This window comes from Kitasatospora sp. NPDC001119 (genome assembly GCF_053598475.1).
On the sequence record NZ_JBSFKI010000008.1, the window covers coordinates 269,239 to 286,466 of the forward strand.

Annotated in this window: 8 protein-coding genes; 4 read left to right on the plus strand and 4 right to left on the minus strand. The window is 72.9% G+C overall.

Annotation, left to right across the window (positions count from 1 at the left end):
• Positions 1-80: 80 nt before the first annotated feature.
• Both ACWDD9_RS13140 and ACWDD9_RS13145 read left to right on the plus strand, forming a co-directional pair.
• On the plus strand, positions 81-1,283 hold the full coding sequence (locus ACWDD9_RS13140) for an MFS transporter (RefSeq protein ID WP_074004952.1): 1,203 nt from the start codon (positions 81-83) through the stop codon (positions 1,281-1,283).
• A 164-nt stretch (positions 1,284-1,447) separates the two neighbouring features.
• On the plus strand, positions 1,448-2,185 hold the full coding sequence (locus ACWDD9_RS13145) for a class I SAM-dependent methyltransferase (protein WP_449811640.1): 738 nt from the start codon (positions 1,448-1,450) through the stop codon (positions 2,183-2,185).
• A gap of 26 nt (positions 2,186-2,211) precedes the next feature.
• On the opposite strand, the gene ACWDD9_RS13150 is transcribed toward ACWDD9_RS13145, so the two are convergent.
• Positions 2,212-2,346: a hypothetical protein gene (locus ACWDD9_RS13150; protein WP_375873700.1), complete on the minus strand. Its 135-nt coding sequence runs from the start codon at positions 2,344-2,346 to the stop codon at positions 2,212-2,214.
• Between ACWDD9_RS13150 and ACWDD9_RS13155 the strand changes: the two genes are divergently transcribed.
• Together ACWDD9_RS13155 and ACWDD9_RS13160 are read left to right on the plus strand one after the other, a co-directional pair.
• Positions 2,333-2,683, plus strand: coding sequence for a DUF5825 family protein (locus tag ACWDD9_RS13155; RefSeq protein ID WP_449811641.1), 351 nt, complete (start codon positions 2,333-2,335; stop codon positions 2,681-2,683). The two genes, ACWDD9_RS13150 and ACWDD9_RS13155, sit on opposite strands and share 14 nt — an antisense overlap.
• Before the next feature lie 3 nt (positions 2,684-2,686).
• Positions 2,687-4,042 (plus strand): MFS transporter, encoded by a 1,356-nt coding sequence (locus ACWDD9_RS13160; protein WP_449811642.1) that lies wholly within the window; start codon positions 2,687-2,689, stop codon positions 4,040-4,042.
• Between the two features lie 55 nt (positions 4,043-4,097).
• On the opposite strand, the gene gndA is transcribed toward ACWDD9_RS13160, so the two are convergent.
• From gndA to ACWDD9_RS13175, 3 genes are all read right to left on the minus strand, one after another.
• Positions 4,098-5,552 (minus strand): NADP-dependent phosphogluconate dehydrogenase, encoded by a 1,455-nt coding sequence (gene gndA, locus ACWDD9_RS13165; protein ID WP_449811643.1) that lies wholly within the window; start codon positions 5,550-5,552, stop codon positions 4,098-4,100.
• Between the two features lie 219 nt (positions 5,553-5,771).
• A complete protein-coding gene (locus ACWDD9_RS13170) occupies positions 5,772-7,073 on the minus strand; it encodes an MFS transporter (protein ID WP_449811644.1) in 1,302 nt (433 codons plus the stop codon).
• Positions 7,074-7,229: 156 nt separating this feature from the next.
• On the minus strand, positions 7,230-17,228 hold a 9,999-nt coding region (locus ACWDD9_RS13175), incomplete at its 5' end, for an amino acid adenylation domain-containing protein (RefSeq protein WP_449811645.1).

Here is a 17,228-nt window from a genome sequence, read left to right on the forward strand (position 1 = left end):
GCACGGCCGGACGGCCATTCGGCGCAGCGCTCCCCCGCACGGCACGGCCCCCCTCCCGGGTGCGCGCCTATCGTGGGCGAATGACCGATCGTCGGACCGCCGGGCCTGGTACGGCCCGGGTGGGCCACCTCGTCGCCGCCGCCGCGTTCGCCGTCTGCATGGCGGGCACCACGCTGCCCACCCCGCTCTACGGCCTGTACCAGGAGAAGCTCGGCTTCTCCGAACTGACGGTGACGGTCGTGTTCGCGGTGTACGCCTTCGGTGTCATCGGCGTCCTGCTGCTGATCGGCAACGTCTCGGACTCCGTCGGGCGCCGGCCCGTGCTGCTCTGCGGGCTGGTCTGCTCGGCCGCCAGCGCCGTGGTCTTCCTGACCGCGGACAGCGTCGCCCTGCTCTGCCTGGGCCGACTGCTGTCCGGGTTCTCGGCGGGCCTGTTCACCGGCACCGGGACGGCGTACGTGCTGGAGCTCGCCCCGCCCGGGCACCAGGCCCGCGCGGGCTTCGTCGCGACCGCCGCCAACATGGGCGGGCTCGGCTGCGGTCCGCTGCTGTCGGGCCTGCTCTCGCAGTACGCCCCGTACCCGCTGGTACTGCCGTTCGTCGTGCACCTGGGGCTGCTCGCGGTCTCCTTCGCCCTCACCTGGATGCTCCCGGAGACGGTCGCGGGGGCCCGTCCGCTGCGCACGGCCCGGCCCGACCGGCCGGCGCTGCCACCGGAGGTCCGCCGGGTGTTCGTCCCGGCCGGGATCGCCGCGTTCGCTGGCTTCTCCCTGCTGGGCCTGTTCACCTCGGTCAGTCCCGCTTTCCTCGCCACCGGTCTGGGCGTCCACAACCGCGCGGTGGTCGGCCTGGTCGTCTTCACGGCCTTCTTCGCCTCCACCCTCGGCCAGCTCCTGGTGCCCCGGCTGGGCACCGCCCGGGCGGTGCCGCTGGGCTGCCTGGTGCTGATCGCCGGGATGGCCCTGCTGGCCGCCTCGCTCGCCTGGGAGAGCCTGCCGCCGCTGGTGCTCAGCGCCCTGGCGGGCGGCGCCGGGCAGGGCATGGGCCTGCGCGGGGCGGTGGGCGAGGTGGCCGCGGCCGCTCCCCCCGAGCACCGCGGCGGCGCCCTCTCGGCGCTGTTCGTGGTCGCCTACTTCGGCATCTCGATCCCGGTCATCGGGGTGGGCCTGCTGACCGGGCCGCTCGGCCTGACGCACGCGGGCCTGGTCTTCGCCGCCTGCATGGCGGTGCTCGCCGCCGCCTCCGGCCTCTACCTGCTGCGCCAGGCGCGCGCCGCGGGCTGACCCTGCGGGCCGACCTCGCGAGCCGATCCCGCGCGCCGTCGTACGCGCCCCCCGCACGCCGTCCGCGCGCGCCCGCCGCCGCCCGCCGGTACCCGCTTGCCGCCCCGGCCGGGTACCGATAGACACGAGCCAGACACCCCGCGCACCACCCGGAGGCCTCCGCCATGAGCGTGACGAGTCGGTACCTGGACGCCTGGGAGGGCTTCTGGCGCGACGCGCCCGAGGAACCGGGCGGGGTGATCTGGGACGCGGAGCCGGCCCGCAGCGCCGAACGCCACCTCACGCTGCTCCGCCCGCACCTGGCGGACCCCGCGCTGCCCATCGTCGACCTGGGCTGCGGCAACGGCACCCAGACCCGCTTCCTCGCGGAGCGCTTCCCGCTCGCCCTCGGGGTCGACCTGTCCGCCGCCGCGCTGGACCTCGCCCGGCGCTGCGACCCGGCCGGGCGGGCCGAGTTCACCCGGTTGGACGCCACCGACCCCGAGGCCGTCCGGGCGCTCCACCAGCGCCTCGGCGACGCCAACGTGTACGTGCGCGGGGTGATCCACCAGAGCGAGCCGGCGGACCGCCCACGGGTGGTCGAGGCCATTCACATCCTGCTCGGGGACCGCGGCCGGGCCTTCGTGTTCGAGCTCGCCGAGGCGGCCAAGGGCGTGCTGGGCGAGCTCGTCCACGCCCCGGACGGTCCGCCGCCGAAGCTGCGCCCGGTGTTCTCGCACGGGCTCGCCCCCGCCGAGGTCGCCGACGCGGTCTTCCCGGAGCTGTTCCGCACGGCCGGCCTCGACGTCCTCGCCACCGGCGAACTGCCGCTGGCCACCACGGAGTCCGCCGCCGACGGCTCCCGGATCGAGCTGCCCGCGCACTGGCTGGTCGCCGGGCCGGGCGGTTCCGCGCCGGACTAGGCCCGGACCACCGACGCCGCCTGCCCCTACTCGTCCTCGGGTCGGATGTTCAGGTTGCCGCGCAGGACGTCGGCCGGGTCGTACGCCTTCTCCACGGCCGCGAGCCGGGCGTAGTCCGAGACCGAACGGCTCGTCCACCAGCACAAGTTGCTCGACGTCATCGCGGTCGACAACATCATCGGCATGGACTACTTCCGTGACTCCCCGCCACGGGCCGCCGAGAGCACGTGGGGCCTGCGCATCCGGGGACCGGACGTCCTCCAGGTCCGCGACCGCCGCGCCCCGGACCCCTCGGCCCGCCTCGCCCTGGACCACCCCGACCTGGTGGCCACCTTCCAGGCCTGCCTGACCCCCACCGCCCTGGACGACCTCGGCAGTACGGGCCGTGAGGCGGTGTCCGTGCCGGCGTCCGAGGGCCTCGTACTCGTCACCCGGGGCTGGGCGGTGACGCTCCCGCCCCGTATCCGCCACTGGACCGTGCCCGACACAGGAGTTTGATACATGGGATCCTCCACGGCCGAGGAGTCGTCCATACCCCCGAAGTCCGGCCCGGCCACGACCCCGGCCGCCACCCCGGCCCCGGCCAAGGCCCCGGAATCCGTACCGCTGCGCCGGCACCGGCCGCTGCTGCTGCTGGTCACGGAGCAGATGACCAGCTCGGTGGGGCGTCAGGTCACCGCGCTGGCGCTGCCGCTGCTGGCCATCGCCCACCTGCACGCCGGCCCGCTGGGCGCCTCGGCGCTGATGGCGATGACCTACCTGCCCGGCGTCCTGCTCAGCCCGCTGATCGGCGTGGCCGTCGACCGGGCCCGGCTGCGGCGGATGCTGGTAGCGGTGTCCTGGCTGCAGGTCCCCGCCATCGGCAGCGTGCCGCTCGCCGCCGCGCTGGACGGCCTGACCTGGCCGCACCTGTTCGCCGCGGCCGCCGCCTCCGGGGCGCTGAACTCCGCGCAGGGCGTCGCGCTGCAGTCCTGTCTGCCCCGCGTGGTGCCCCCGGACCGCCTGCTGCCGGCCAACTCCTCGCTCACCGGGGCCCGGACCATCGGCCTGATCGGCGGGCCGGCGCTCGGCGGCATCCTGATCGGCCTGATCGACCCGGCCCCGGCGCTGCTGGTCGAGTGCGCCGCCTACCTCGTCGGCGGGGCCCTGTTCCTCGCGCTGCCGGCCGCGCTGAACCGGTCCGCGCAGGAGGCGGGCAGCGGCGCGCGCTCCCGCCTCGACGCCCTGCGGGAGGGCCTCGCGGTCATCCGGCGCGAGACCCTGCTGCGCCGCCAGGCGCTGGCCGCGGCCGGGCTCAACCTCGGCGGCGGGGCCGGCGGCGGCCTGTTCGTCCTGTACGCCGACCGGGAACTGCAGCTGTCCCCGTGGCAGCTCGGCACGGTCTACGCCGCGTACGCCGTCGGCATGGGCACCGGCGTGCTGGTCGCGACCTCCGTGACCCGGGCGCTGGGCATGGCCCGGGCCATCCGGCTGTGCGCCGTGGGCGCGGGCGCCGCCCTCTTCCTCATCCCGGCGGCCTCCCTGGGGCTGTCCTTCGCCGTGCTGGTCCTGTACCAGCTGCTGTTCGGACTGATGGCCACCATCTGGTCGATCGCCATGACCACCGGGCGCCAACTCGTCACCCCCGCCCACCTGCTGGGCCGCGTCAACGCCTTCCTCCAGGCCGTGCTGACCGCCACCCTGCCCGTCGGCGCCTTCCTCGGCGGGTGGCTCGCCTCCCGGGTCGGCATCGTGCCGGTGCTGGTCGGCTCGGCGGCCGTCGCCCTCGCGGGCGCGAGCAGCCTCTGGTTCCCACGCGACATGCTCGCGGAGATCGAGCGGGCGGCGGAGCGGAAGACCGTCCCGGAGACGCCCTGAGGCCCGCCCCGGAGAAGCCCTGACGCCCGCCCCCCGGGGCGCCGGGGCCGTCCGGCTACGCCGTCCCGCCGTCCGTCCGCACCTCGGGGCGGCCGGGCTCGGCCCAGAGGGTGTGGAAGCTGCCCGGGCGGTCGGTGCGGCGGTAGGTGTGGGCGCCGAAGAAGTCGCGCTGCCCCTGGATCAGCGCGGCGGGCAGGTGCGGGCTGCGCAGGGTGTCGTAGGAGGCGAGCGCGGCGGAGAAGGCCGGCACCGGGATGCCGTGCTGGGCCGCGCCGGCCACCACCGTGCGCCAGGCCGCCTGGGCGTCGGAGACCTCGGCCGCGAACTCCTCCTCGGCGAGCAGGCTGACCAGGTCGGGGTTGGCCGCGTGGGCGGCGCGGATCCGGTCGAGGAACGCGGCGCGGATGATGCAGCCGCCGCGCCAGATCCTCGCCACCGCCCCCAGGTCGATGTCCCAGCCGTACTCGGCCGCGGCGTCGCGGATCATCGTCCAGCCCTGGTCGTAGGCGATGACCTTGGACGCGTAGAGGGCCTGCTCGACGTCCCGGGTGAAGCGCTCGGCCTCGTGCGGGCGCAACTCCTGCCGGCCGCCCCCGGGCAGCGGCCGGTAGGCCGCCCGCAGCTCGGCCCGGGCGGAGGCGACCCGGGCGAAGGTGGCCTGGGCGATGGCGGTGACCGGGGAGCCGAGGTCGAGAGCGGTCTGGACGGTCCAGCGCCCGGTGCCCTTCTGCTCCGCGGCATCCTGGACGACGTCGACGAAGGGCTCGCCGGTGGCGGCGTCGGTGTGGGCGAGCACCTCGGCGGTGATCTCGATCAGGTAGGAGTCGAGCCGCCCCTCGTTCCAGCGCCGGAAGGTCTCGGCGATCTCGGCGGGGGCGTACCCGCCGACCTCCCGCAGCAGGTGGTAGGCCTCGGCGATGAGCTGCATGTCGGCGTACTCGATGCCGTTGTGCACCATCTTCACGAAGTGCCCGGCCCCGTCGGTGCCGATGTGGGTGCAGCACGGGTCGCCGTCCACGTGGGCGCTGATCCGCTCCAGCATCGGGCCGAGGACGGCGTAGGACTCGGCGGAGCCGCCGGGCATCACCGAGGGGCCGTGCAGCGCGCCCTCCTCCCCGCCGGAGACGCCGGTCCCGACGAAGTGGATGCCGCGCTCGCGCAGCGCCCGCTCCCGGCGGCGGGTGTCGGCGAAGTGGGCGTTGCCACCGTCGATGAGCATGTCGCCCGCCTCCAGCAGCGGGGCGAACTCCTCGATGACCTCGTCGGCGGCCCGGCCGGCCTTCACCATGATCAGCAGCCGGCGGGGGCGCTCCAGTGCGGCCACCAGCTCCTGCGGCGACCACGCCGGGACGAACGCGCCCTCGTGGCCGAACTCCTCGACCAGGGACTTGGTCCGGCCCTCGCTCCGGTTGTGCACCGCGACCGTGTAGCCGTTGCGGGCGAAGTTCCGCGCCAGGTTGCGGCCCATCACCGCGAGCCCCGTCACGCCGATCTGTGCCGATGCCTCCATGGCGGGTGCTTCCTTCCTCGGGGAGTCCCCCGGCGGGGCTCGCGGGCCTGCGCCGCGGGTTCCCGGGGCGGCCGTGCCCGCCCGCCGACGCGCGCCGCGGACCCGGCCCGGCGCCACGGGCGGTCGGACTACATGCTCACCGGCCGCACCCGCCCGCCGCGCGGGGGACTCCCCCGTTCAGGTGCCCCGCCCCGGCGCCCGAACCTTCCGCGACAAGCTCTACCGCACCGCCTCGACCGCTTCCGGCTCGGCCTGCGGCCGGTGCCCGGGCAGCTGCCCGGTCGGCAGGTCCCGGTGGCGGCGGATCGGGGAGCAGTAGAGGAAGAGGGCCGCCGCCGGTACGCCCGCGGTCAGGATCCACAGGGCCGGGCGCAGGCCGAGCCAGGTGCCGAGCGCGCCCCCGAGCAGGGCGCCCAGCGGCATCGTGCCGTAGTTGAGGAACGCGGAGCTCGCCACGAGCCGGCCGAGCACGGCGCTCGGGACATAGCTCTGGACGAACCCGGACTTGATGACGTTGCCCGCCACGATGCCGATCGCCACCCCGCTGTAGGCGAGGACGATCATCAGCAGGCCCCACCCGGGGCCGGCCAGCGGGATGAGCAGGGCCAGCGCCGGCAGCACCAGCTCGAACACCAGCAGGGCGCGTCCGCTGCCCAGCCTGGCGCTGACCCGGCGCACGACGAACGCCCCCAGCACACCGCCGATTCCGCTGACCATCGCGAGGCTGCCGATCTCGCCGGAGGACAGGCCGACCTCACGGACCAGGAAGACGACCATGAGCGACTGGTACCCGGTCAGGGCGAGGTTGGACGCCGCTCCGAAGAGCGCCAGGCTCCGCAGGAAGGGGTCGCCGAAGAGCAGTCCCAGCCCCTCCCTGATCTCCTTAGCCATGGCGCCGCGCGGCCGTTGGACCCGCTCGGGCGCGGACTCCCGGTGCCGGATGGCGACCAGGCAGAGGGTCGCCAGCAGGAAGGTCGTCGTGTTGACCAGCATCCCGTTGGCGGCGCCCGCGAGTTGGATGAGCAGGCCGCCGCAGCCGAGCCCGGCGATCTGCGCCGCGGAGGCGCTGCCCTGGAGCTTGGCGTTGCCCTCGGCCTGGTCCTCCGGTTTCACCAGGTCCGGCAGGTAGGCGGTGTACGCGGTCTGGAAGAACACCGTGGCGGCGCCCGCGAGCAGGGCCACGAGCAGCAGTTGGGTCACCCCCAGCACTCCGGCCCACGCCGCGACCGGAACGCTGGCGAAGAGCGCGAAGCAGACGACGTTGGCCCAGAACATCACCTGCCTGCGCCGCAGCCGGTCCACCCAGACGCCCACCGGAAGGCCGATGACCAGCCACGGCACCCAGGGCGCCGCGCTCAGCAGGCTGACCTCGAAGGTGTCGGCGTGCAGGGTCGACACGGCGATCAGCGGAACGGCGAGGACCGTGACCGACTGGCCGAAGCGCCCCGCCGTCTCGCCTAACCAGAGGAGCCGGAAGTCCCGGTGGCGGCGGAGCAAGCCGCCACGTGTGCCGTTGCCCATTGAACGCTCCGATCTGTCGCGGTAGGAAATCCGAACTGCCCGGAGCCGCCCACTGGTTGCGTCCCCTCCGGCACCCCGCGGCCGACGCCGGCGCGGGGAGCAGGACCGCCGCGCGGCCCGTACGCCGGTCGGCGCACGGGCCGCCGGCCCCGCCGGCTAGGACCGGTCGCGCCCGCCGGCCAGCCAGGCGGCGAGAACGGGGCCGATCTGGGCGAGCTGATCGGGCCTCGTCATTTCACCATGCCGCCCGGTCACCCGGTGCACCTCGATCCGACCGGTGACGTGGGCCCGCCAGTCCTCCGGCCGCACCGGGGGGCGCGGCTCCTCCCGGGTCGCCTCGAAGAACAGCACATCGCCCCTGAACGTACGGGACTTGAAGGAGTCCAGCACCGCGATGTTCGCGAGGAAGACCCTGGCCATCGCCTCCAGCGCGGCGTCGCCGAGCAGGGCGAACGGACCGTCCGCGGCCCGCGCGGACTCCGGGTCGTGGCCGAGCGACTCCAGGAGCGCCCGGACGGCCTCCGCACCGGTCAACTCCCGGGCCGGTTCGGTCGATCCGCCGCCACCCTCGCTCGGGAAGCTGTCCATCAGGGTGAGCGCCTCGACCTCCTCACCCTCCTCCTGGAGCCGGACAGCGAGTTCGTGCGCCACGACCCCGCCGAACGACCACCCCAGCAGCGCGTACGGGCCCTGCGGCTGGACGGAGCGGATCAGCGCCAGGTAGTCGTCGACCATGGCGTCGAGGCCGGCCGGAACGGCCTCGGGGGCCAGCAGGCCGCGGGCCTGGAGACCGTACAGGGCACGGCCGCCGTCGAGGTGGCGGAGCAGGCCCGAGTAGACCCAGCTGACGCCGGCCGCGGGGTGTACGCAGAACAGCGGCCGGGCCGCCGGGCCGCTGCTCCTGCGCAACGGCAGCAGGGTGGCGAGCGCGCCGTCCCCGTCCCCCGCGTCGTCCAAGCGGCCGGCGAGCGCGGCGACGGTGGGGGCGTCGAAGACGTCCCGGATGCCGATCTCGGCGCCGAGGGCGGTGCGGATCCGGCCGATCAGCCGGGCCGCGAGCAGCGAGTGCCCGCCCAGGAGGAAGAAATCGTCGTCGATGCCCACCGACGGCACCCCGAGGACCTCGGCGAAGACCGCGCACAGGATCTCCTCCTGTGCCGAGCGCGCGGCCCGTCCGCCGCCTCCCGCACCGGCGACCGGCGCCGGCAGCGCCCGCTGGTCCAGCTTGCCGTGCGAGGTCATCGGCAGGTCCGCCAGCACCACGACCGCCGACGGCAGCATGTGCCGCGGCAGACGGCCCGCGGCGAAGCGCTGCAGCTCCTCCGGGTCGGCCGCCCGGTCGGCGACCGGCACCACGTAGCCCACCAGGCGCTTCTCCCCCGGCTGCTCCTCGCGCACCACCACGGCGGCCTGCGCCACCGCCTCGTGCGCCATCAGCACCGCGGCGACCTCGCCCGGCTCGATCCGGAAGCCCCGGATCTTCACCTGGTCGTCCGCGCGGCCCACGTACTCCAGGGCACCGTCGGCGCGCCACCGCACGAGGTCGCCGGTGCGGTACATCCGCTCGCCCGCCGCACCGAACGGATCCGCCACGAAGCGCTCGGCCGTCAGGCCCGGCTGGCCCAGGTAGCCGCGGGCGAGGCTCTCCCCGGCGATGTACAGCTCGCCGGGAACGCCCGGCGGGACCACCCGCAGTCGGTCGTCCAGGACGTAGAGCCGGGTGTTGCGGATCGGCCGGCCGATGACCGGCCGCTCGTACTCGCCGATCACGGCGTTCGTGCTGTACACGGTGCACTCGGTGGGACCGTACTGGTTGTTGGCGGTGACCCCGGCCCGCCGCAGAACATCCCAGAGCGCCTCGTCGACGGCCTCACCGCCGACGTCCACGATCCGGGGGCGGGAGGCGCGCTGCTCGGAGAGCATCCCCAGCTCGACCAGCTGCCGGCAGTACGTCGGGGTCGTCTCCAGGTAGTCGATCCGCTCGCCGTCGATGTAGTCGACCAGGAGCTCCGGCGTCCGGCGCGTCTCGTCGTCCACCAGGTGCAGCTCGTGGCCGTCCAGCAGCCAGAAGAGCAGCAGCCAGCTGGCGTCGAAGGTCGTCGCCCCGATCATGGCGGCCCGCAGGGGGCGGCCGGCCGAGGCGATGTCGGCCCGGTAGACGTCCTCCCGGTGGCTGTGGACGAGGTTGGCGAGGGAGCGGTGCTCGACGAGCACGCCCTTCGGCGTCCCCGTCGACCCGGAGGTGAAGATGGCGTACGCGGCGTGCTCGGGACGCAGGGGCGCGAGCCGGTCGGCGTCCGACACGTCGGCGTCGGACCGGTGGGCCAGCTCGGCGCCCAGCGACGGCTCCGCCAGGTCCAGCAGGTGCGGCACCCGCCCGGCCAGACCGGCGAACCGCTCGGCGGTGTCCCCGCCGGTGATCACCAGGCCGGGCCGGCAGTTGTCGAGCATGTACCCGACCCGCTCGACCGGGTACTCCGGGTCGACCGGGACGTAGCAGGCCCCGGCCTTCAGGATCGCCAGCAGCGAGACGACCAGGTCCGTGCCCCGCGGGAGCAGGACGGCCACGGACTGCTCCGGCCCCACCCCGCGGTCGATCAGCAGCCGCGCCAGGCGGTTCGCCCGAGCGTTGAGCTGATGGAACGTCAGAATATCGCCCTGGAAGACGAGCGCGGTCACGTCCGGCGTCCGCCGGACGTGCCCCTCGAAGACCTCCGGGACCAGCCCGGTGTCCGCCGGGACGCGCGTGGTGTCGTTCCACTCGACGAGGATCTGCCGGCGCTCGGCCGGGCTCAGGATGTCGACCGCCTCGATCGACTGGTCCGGGTCCGCGACCAGGGCGGTCAGCAGCCGGAGCAGGCGGTCCGCCAGCAGGGCCATGGTGTCGCGGTCGAAGAGCTCGGTGGCGTAGTGGAGAACGGCGAGGATGCCGGAGGGGGCGCCAGCGGCGTCGCGGCTCTCGACGCAGGTGAGGTTGAGGTCGAACTTGACGGGCGGCATCCCGAAGGACTCGGGCTGGGCGGTGAGGCCTGGGAGTCGGAGAGTGCCCTCGTCGTTGTTCTGCAGGACCAGCATCACCTGGAACAGCGGATGCACGGAGCTGGAGCGAACGGGGTTCAGCTCCTCGACCAGCCGCTCGAACGGCAGGTCCTGGTGGGTGAACGCCGCCAGGTCGGTGTCCCGGACCCGACCCAGCAGGTCGCCGAAGCTGGGGGCGTCCGAGAGGTCCGTCCGCAGGACCAGGGTGTTCACGAAGAACCCGACCAGGTCGTCCAGCGCCTGGTCCGAACGTCCGGCGACGACGGTGCCGATGGGGATGTCCGTGCCGGCTCCGAGGCGGGACAGCAGGGCCGCCAGGGCCGCATGCAGGACCATGAAGAGCGTCACGCCGTGCCGACGCGCCACCGCGTCCAGTTCGGCGTGCAGCTCGGGGCCGACGTGGAACTGCAGCAGGTCGCCCTCGTGCGAGGCGGTGGCGGGGCGGGGCCGGTCGAAGGGCAGAGCGACCTCCTGCGGCACATCCCTCAACGCCTCGGACCAGTAGGCGAGTTGCTGGTCCATGGTCGCGCCGAGCTGGTTGTGCTGCCAGAGGGTGTAGTCCGCGTACTGGACGGCCAGCGGCTCCCAGTCGGGGACGAGGCCGGCCAGGCGGGCCCGGTAGGCCGAGGCGATGCCCTGCCAGAGCGGACCGGAGGACCAGCCGTCGCTCGCGATGTGGTGCAGGGTCAGGACCAGGACGGACTCGGTCGCGCCGAGGGTGAACAGGGCCACCCGCAGAGGCAGTTCGGCGGAGAGGTCGAAGGTGGCGAAGGCCTCGGCCTCGATCCGCCCTGCGGCCTCGTCGGCCGTGCACGGCTCGACCCTGAAGGGCACCTGGACGTCCTCGGCGGGCAGGACCAGCTGGCGGGGCTGGCCGTCGACCGCCGGGTAGACCGTCCGCAGGGCCTCGTGGCGGCCGACCACGTCGCCGATCGCCCCGCGCAGGGCCTCCACGTCCACCGCGCCCTGCAGGCGGAACGCGAACGGGCTGTTGTAGGTGGCGGAAGCGCCTTCGAGCTGGTCGAGGAACCACAGCCGCTGCTGGGCGAACGACAGCGGCAGCACCTCCGGCCGCTCACCCGCCACCAGCGCCGGACGGGCCGGACGGCCCTCCTTCAGCTTCTCCATCACCCCGACGACGGTCGGGTTGCGGAAGAGGTCGCGGATGCCCAGCTCGGCGTTCAACGTGGTACGAATCCGGCTGATCAGGCGCGTCGCCAGGAGCGAATGGCCGCCCAGAGCGAAGAAGTTGTCGTCGATACCCACCGACGGTACGCCGAGGACCTCGGCGAAAAACGCGCACAGGATCTCCTCCTGCGCCGTCCTCGGACCACGATGCCCCTGCACCTCCACAGCCTCGACCGCGCCGGCCCGGGCCCGCTCCGCCCGGCTGAGGAAGTACCGCTCCTGCTCGGGAGAGTCGAACACCTCCCAGCCGGACACCGGAACCTCCGGATCCCCGACGGCCACCCCGAGCAGCCGGATCAGGCGGTCCGCCAGCAGGGTCATGGTGTCGCGGTCGAAGAGGTCGGTGGCGTAGTGGAGAACAGCGAGGATGCCGGAGGGCGCGTTGGCGGCGTCGCGGTTCTCGACGCAGGTGAGGTTGAGGTCGAACTTGGCGGGTGGCGTCCCGAAGGACTCGGGCTGGGCGGTGAGGCCCGGGAGTTGGAGGGTGCCCTCGTCGTTGTTCTGCAGGACCAGGAGCACCTGGAACAGCGGGTGCCGGCCCAGCGAACGCACCGGGTTCAGCTCCTCCACCAGGCGCTCGAACGGCAGGTCCTGGTGGGTGAACGCCGCCAGGTCGGCGTCCCGGACCCGGTCCAGCAGTTCGCCGAAGGTCGGCTCCGCCGAGACGTCGGTCCGCAGGACCAGGGTGTTCACGAAGAACCCGACCAGGTCGTCCAGGGCCTCGTCCGAACGCCCGGCCACCACCGTGCCGATGGGGATGTCCGTGCCGGCGCCGAGGCGCGACAGCAGAGCCGCCAGAGCCGCGTGCAGGACCATGAACAGCGTCACGCCGTGCCGACGCGCCAAGGCGTCCAGTTCGGCGTGCAGGCCGGGGTCGACGTGGAACTCCAGCAGCTCACCCTCATGCGAGGCGGTGGCGGGGCGGGGCCGATCGAAAGGCAGAGCGACCTCCTGCGGCGCATCCCTCAGCGCTTCGGACCAGTAGGCGAGTTGCTGGTCCATGGTCGCGCCGAGCTCGTTGTGCTGCCAGAGCGTGTAGTCCGCGTACTGGACGGCCAGCGGCTCCCACTGCGGGACGAGGCCGGCTAGGCGGGCCCGGTAGGCCGAGGCGATGCCCGACCAGAGCGGGCCCGAGGACCACCCGTCACTGGCGATGTGGTGGAGGGTCAGGACGAGGACGGATTCCCCTTCAGTGGCAGTGAACAGCACTACCCGCAAGGGAAGTTCGGTCGAGAGCTTGAAAGTGGCGAAGGCCTCGGCTTCGATCCGCTCGGCCAGCTCGTCGGCCGTGCACGGCTCGACCCTGAACGGCACCTGGACGTCCTGGGCGGGCAGGACCAGCTGGCGGGGCTGGCCGTCGACCGCCGGGTAGATCGTCCGCAGGGCCTCGTGGCGGCCGACCACGTCGCCGATCGCCCCGCGCAGGGCCTCGACGTCCACCAAGCCGTGCAGGCGGAACGCAAACGGGCTGTTGTAGGTCGCGGAAGCGCCCTCCAGCTGATCCAGGAACCACAGCCGCTGCTGCGCGAACGACAGCGGCAGCACCTCCGGACGCTCCCCCGCCACCAACGCCGGACGGGCCGGACGGCCCTCCTTCAGCTTCTCCATCACCCCGACCACCGTCGGGTTACGGAACAGGTCACGGATGCCCAGCTCTGCGTTCAACGTGGTACGGATACGGCTGATCAGGCGCGTCGCGAGAAGCGAATGCCCGCCCAGAGCGAAGAAGTTGTCGTCGATACCCACCGACGGCACACCGAGGACCTCGGCGAAGAACGCGCAGAGGATCTCCTCCTGCGCCGTCCTCGGACCACGATGCCCCTGCACCTCCACAGCCTCGACCGCGCCGGCCCGGGCCCGCTCCGCCCGGCTGAGGAAGTACCGCTCCTGCTCAGGCGAGTCGAACACCTCCCAGCCGGACACCGGAACCTCCGGATCCCCGACCGCCACCCCGAGCAAGCGCACCAACCGCTCCGCCACCAGACCCGCGGTCCCCTGGTCGAACAGATCGGTCGCGTACTGCAGAACGGCAGTGATACCGGCAGGCGCGTTGGCGGCGTCACGGTTCTCGACGCAGGTGAGGTTGAGGTCGAACTTCGCGGGCGGTGTCCCGAAGGACTCGGGCTGAGCGGTAAGGCCCGGGAGTTGGAGCGTGCCCTCGTCGTTGTTCTGCAGAACGAGCATCACCTGGAACAGCGGGTGCCGGCCCAGCGAACGCACCGGGTTCAGCTCCTCCACCAGCCGCTCGAACGGCAGGTCCTGGTGCGTGAACGCCGCCAGGTCCGCATCCCGGACCCGGCCCAACAGCTCACCGAAGGTCGGCTCACCCGACACATCCGTCCGCAGGACCAGGGTGTTCACGAAGAACCCGACCAGGTCATCCAGGGCCTCGTCCGAACGCCCGGCCACCACCGTGCCGATCGGGAGGTCCGTCCCCGCACCGAGGCGCGACAGCAGAGCCGCCAGGCCCGCGTGCAGGACCATGAACAGCGTCACGCCGTGCCGACGCGCCAACGCATCCAACTCCGCGTGCAGCTCGGGGCCGACATGGAACTCCAACAGCTCGCCCTCATGCGACGCGGCGGCAGGACGGGATCGGTCGAAGGGCAGGGCCATCTCCTGCGGCAGCTCTCCCAGCGCGTTACGCCAGTACTTCAACTGCTCGTCTAGGATCTCGCCCAGCTGGTTGTGCTGCCAGAGCGTGTAGTCCGCGTACTGAACGGCCAGCGGCTCCCACTGCGGGACCAGGCCGGCCAGACGGGACCGGTAGGCCGAGGCAATACCCGACCAGAGCGGGCCCGAGGACCACCCGTCACTGGCGATGTGGTGCAGGGTCAGGACGAGGACGGACTCGGTCGTGCCGAGGGTGAACAGGGCCACCCGCAGCGGAAGTTCAGCGGAGAGGCTGAAGGTGGCGAAGGCCTCGGCCTCGATCCGCCCGGCCACCTCCTCGGCCGTGCACGGCTCGACCCTGAACGGCACCTCGACCTCACCGGCCGGCAGCACAAGCTGACGGGGCTGGCCGTCGACCGCCGGGTAGATCGTCCGCAGCGCCTCGTGCCGCCCGACCACGTCACCGATCGCCCCGCGCAGGGCCTCGACGTCCACCGCGCCGTGCAGGCGGAACGCAAACGGGCTGTTGTAGGTGGCGGAGGCGCCTTCGAGCTGATCCAGGAACCACAGCCGCTGCTGCGCGAACGACAGCGGCAGCACCTCCGGACGCTCACCCGCCACCAACGCCGGACGGGCCGGACGGCCCTCCTTCAGCTTCTCCATCACCCCGACGACGGTCGGGTTCCGGAACAGGTCGCGAATGCCGAGCTCAGCGTTGAGGGTCGTGCGGATCCGGCTGATCAGGCGCGTCGCCAGGAGCGAATGCCCGCCCAGGGCGAAGAAGTTGTCATCGATGCCCACCGACGGAACACCAAGAACCTCGGCGAAGAACGCGCACAGGATCTCCTCCTGGGCCGTCCTCGGACCGCGATGCCCCTGCACCTCCACAGCCTCGACCGCGCCGGCCCGGGCCCGCTCCGACCGGCTGAGGAAGTACCGCTCCTGCTCAGGCGAGTCGAACACCTCCCAGCCGGACACCGGAACCTCCGGATCCCCGACCGCCACCCCGAGCAACCGCACCAACCGCTCCGCCACCAGACCCGCGGTCCCCTGGTCGAACAGATCGGTCGCGTACTGCAGGACCACCGTGATACCGGCAGGCGCATTGGCGGCGTCACGGTTCTCGACGCACGTCAGGTTGAGGTCGAACTTCGCGGGCGGCGTCCCGAACGACTCCGTACTCACCACGACATCCGGGAGCTGGAGGCTGCCCTCCTCGTTGTTCTGCAGGACCAGCATCACCTGGAACAGCGGGTGCCGGCCCAGCGAACGCACCGGGTTCAACTCCTCCACCAGCCGCTCGAACGGCAGGTCCTGGTGCGTGAACGCCGCCAGGTCCGCATCCCGGACCCGGCCCAGCAACTCACCGAAGGTCGGCGCACCCGACACATCCGTCCGCAGGACCAGGGTGTTCACGAAGAACCCGACCAGCTCGTCCAAGGCCTCATCCGAACGCCCGGCGACGACCGTGCCGATCGGGAGGTCCGTCCCCGCACCCATCCGCGACAGCAGAGCCGCCAGGCCCGCGTGCAGGACCATGAACAGCGTCACACCGTGCCGACGCGCCAACGCATCCAACTCCGCGTGCAGCTCGGGGCCGACATGGAACTCCAACAGCTCACCCTCGTGCGACGCGGCGGCCGGTCGGGGCCGGTCGAAGGGCAGGGCCACCTCCTGCGGCGCGTCCATCAACGCCTCGGACCAGTAGGCGAGTTGCTGGTCGAGAGCCTCGCCGAGCTGGTTGTGCTGCCAGAGGGTGTAGTCCGCGTACTGGACGGCCAGCGGCTCCCACTCCGGGGCGGCTCCGGCCAGCCGGGCCCGGTAGGCCGACGTGACCCCCTGCCAGAGCGGACCGGAGGACCAGCCGTCGCTGGCGATGTGGTGCAGGGTCAGCACCAGGACCGACTCGTCCTCGCCAAGCGCGAACAGCACGACCCGCAAGGGAAGTTCGACGGAGAGGTCGAAGACGGCGAAGGCCTCGGCCTCGATCCGCCCCGCCACCTCCGAAGCCGCGCACGGCTCGACCCTGAACGGCACCTCGACCTCACCGGCCGGCAGCACCAGCTGGCGGGGCTGTCCGTCGACCGCCGGGTAGACCGTCCGCAGCGCCTCGTGCCGGCCGACCACGTCGCCGATCGCCGCACGGAGCGCCTCGACGTCCACCGCCCCGTGCAGCCGGAACGCGAACGGGCTGTTGTAGGTCGCGGAAGCGCCCTCCAGCTGGTCGAGGAACCACAGCCGCTGCTGCGCGAACGACAGCGGCAGCACCTCCGGACGCTCCCCCGCCACCAACGCCGGACGCGCCGGGCGGCCGTCCTTCAGCTTCTCGGCAACGCCGACGACCGTGGAGGCGTCGAACAGGTCGCGGATCCCGAGTTCCGCGCCGAAGGTACTGCGGATCCGGCTGATCAGCCGGGCCGCGAGGAGCGAGTGCCCGCCCAGCGCGAAGAAGTCGTCGTCGATCCCCACCGACGGCAGGCCCAGCACCTCCGCGAACACCACGCACAGGATCTCCTCCTGCGCGGAACGCGGCGCCCGACCGCCCGGCTCGACGGCGGTGGCGGCAGGCGCGGGAAGTGCGCGCTGGTCCAGCTTGCCGTTCGGCGTGATCGGCAGCGCCTCCAGCACCACCACCGCCGACGGCACCATGTGACGCGGCAGCCGCCCCACGGCGAAACGCCGCAGCTCGTCGGGATCGATCTCCCGGCCCGCGACCGGCACCACGTAGCCGACCAGGCGCTTGTCGCCCGGCCGGTCCTCGCGTGCCACGACCGCGGCCTGCGCCACCGCCTCGTGCGCCAGCAGCACCGCCGCGACCTCGCCCGGCTCGACCCGGAAACCCCGGATCTTCACCTGGTCATCCGCACGCCCCACATACTCCAGCACCCCGTCCGCACGCCAACGACCCAAGTCGCCCGTGCGATACATCCGTTCACCCGCCACACCCAGCGGATTCGCCACAAACCGCTCCGCCGTCAGCCCCGCCCGACCCACATACCCGTGCGCCAGACCGGCCCCCGCCGCATACACCTCACCCACCACACCCGCCGGCACCGGACGCAACCACTCGTCCAACACGAACACCCGCTTGTTGCCCACCGGACGCCCGATCGGCAACGACGACGACCCCAGATCCTCCTCGGTCACCGCGTGGCACGTCGTGAAGCCCATACTCTCCGCCGGACCGTACCCGTTGCCCACCCGCAACCCCGGAAACAGACCCAGCACCTTCGCCACATGCGCCACCGAACCGGCCTCACCACCCGTGAACGCCGTCCGAACCCCCGCAAACGCCCCCGGATGCTCATCCACCAG

What these genes read in the sequence shown, in the direction of transcription:
- ACWDD9_RS13150 (WP_375873700.1), bottom strand. Translation starts at nt 2,346, where the DNA reads ATGACGTCGAGCAACTTGTGCTGGTGGACGAGCCGTTCGGTCTCGGAC.
- ACWDD9_RS13170 (WP_449811644.1), bottom strand. Translation starts at nt 7,073, where the DNA reads ATGGGCAACGGCACACGTGGCGGCTTGCTCCGCCGCCACCGGGACTTC.
- ACWDD9_RS13160 (WP_449811642.1), top strand. Translation starts at nt 2,687, where the DNA reads ATGGGATCCTCCACGGCCGAGGAGTCGTCCATACCCCCGAAGTCCGGC.
- ACWDD9_RS13145 (WP_449811640.1), top strand. Translation starts at nt 1,448, where the DNA reads ATGAGCGTGACGAGTCGGTACCTGGACGCCTGGGAGGGCTTCTGGCGC.
- ACWDD9_RS13140 (WP_074004952.1), top strand. Translation starts at nt 81, where the DNA reads ATGACCGATCGTCGGACCGCCGGGCCTGGTACGGCCCGGGTGGGCCAC.
- gndA (WP_449811643.1), bottom strand. Translation starts at nt 5,552, where the DNA reads ATGGAGGCATCGGCACAGATCGGCGTGACGGGGCTCGCGGTGATGGGC.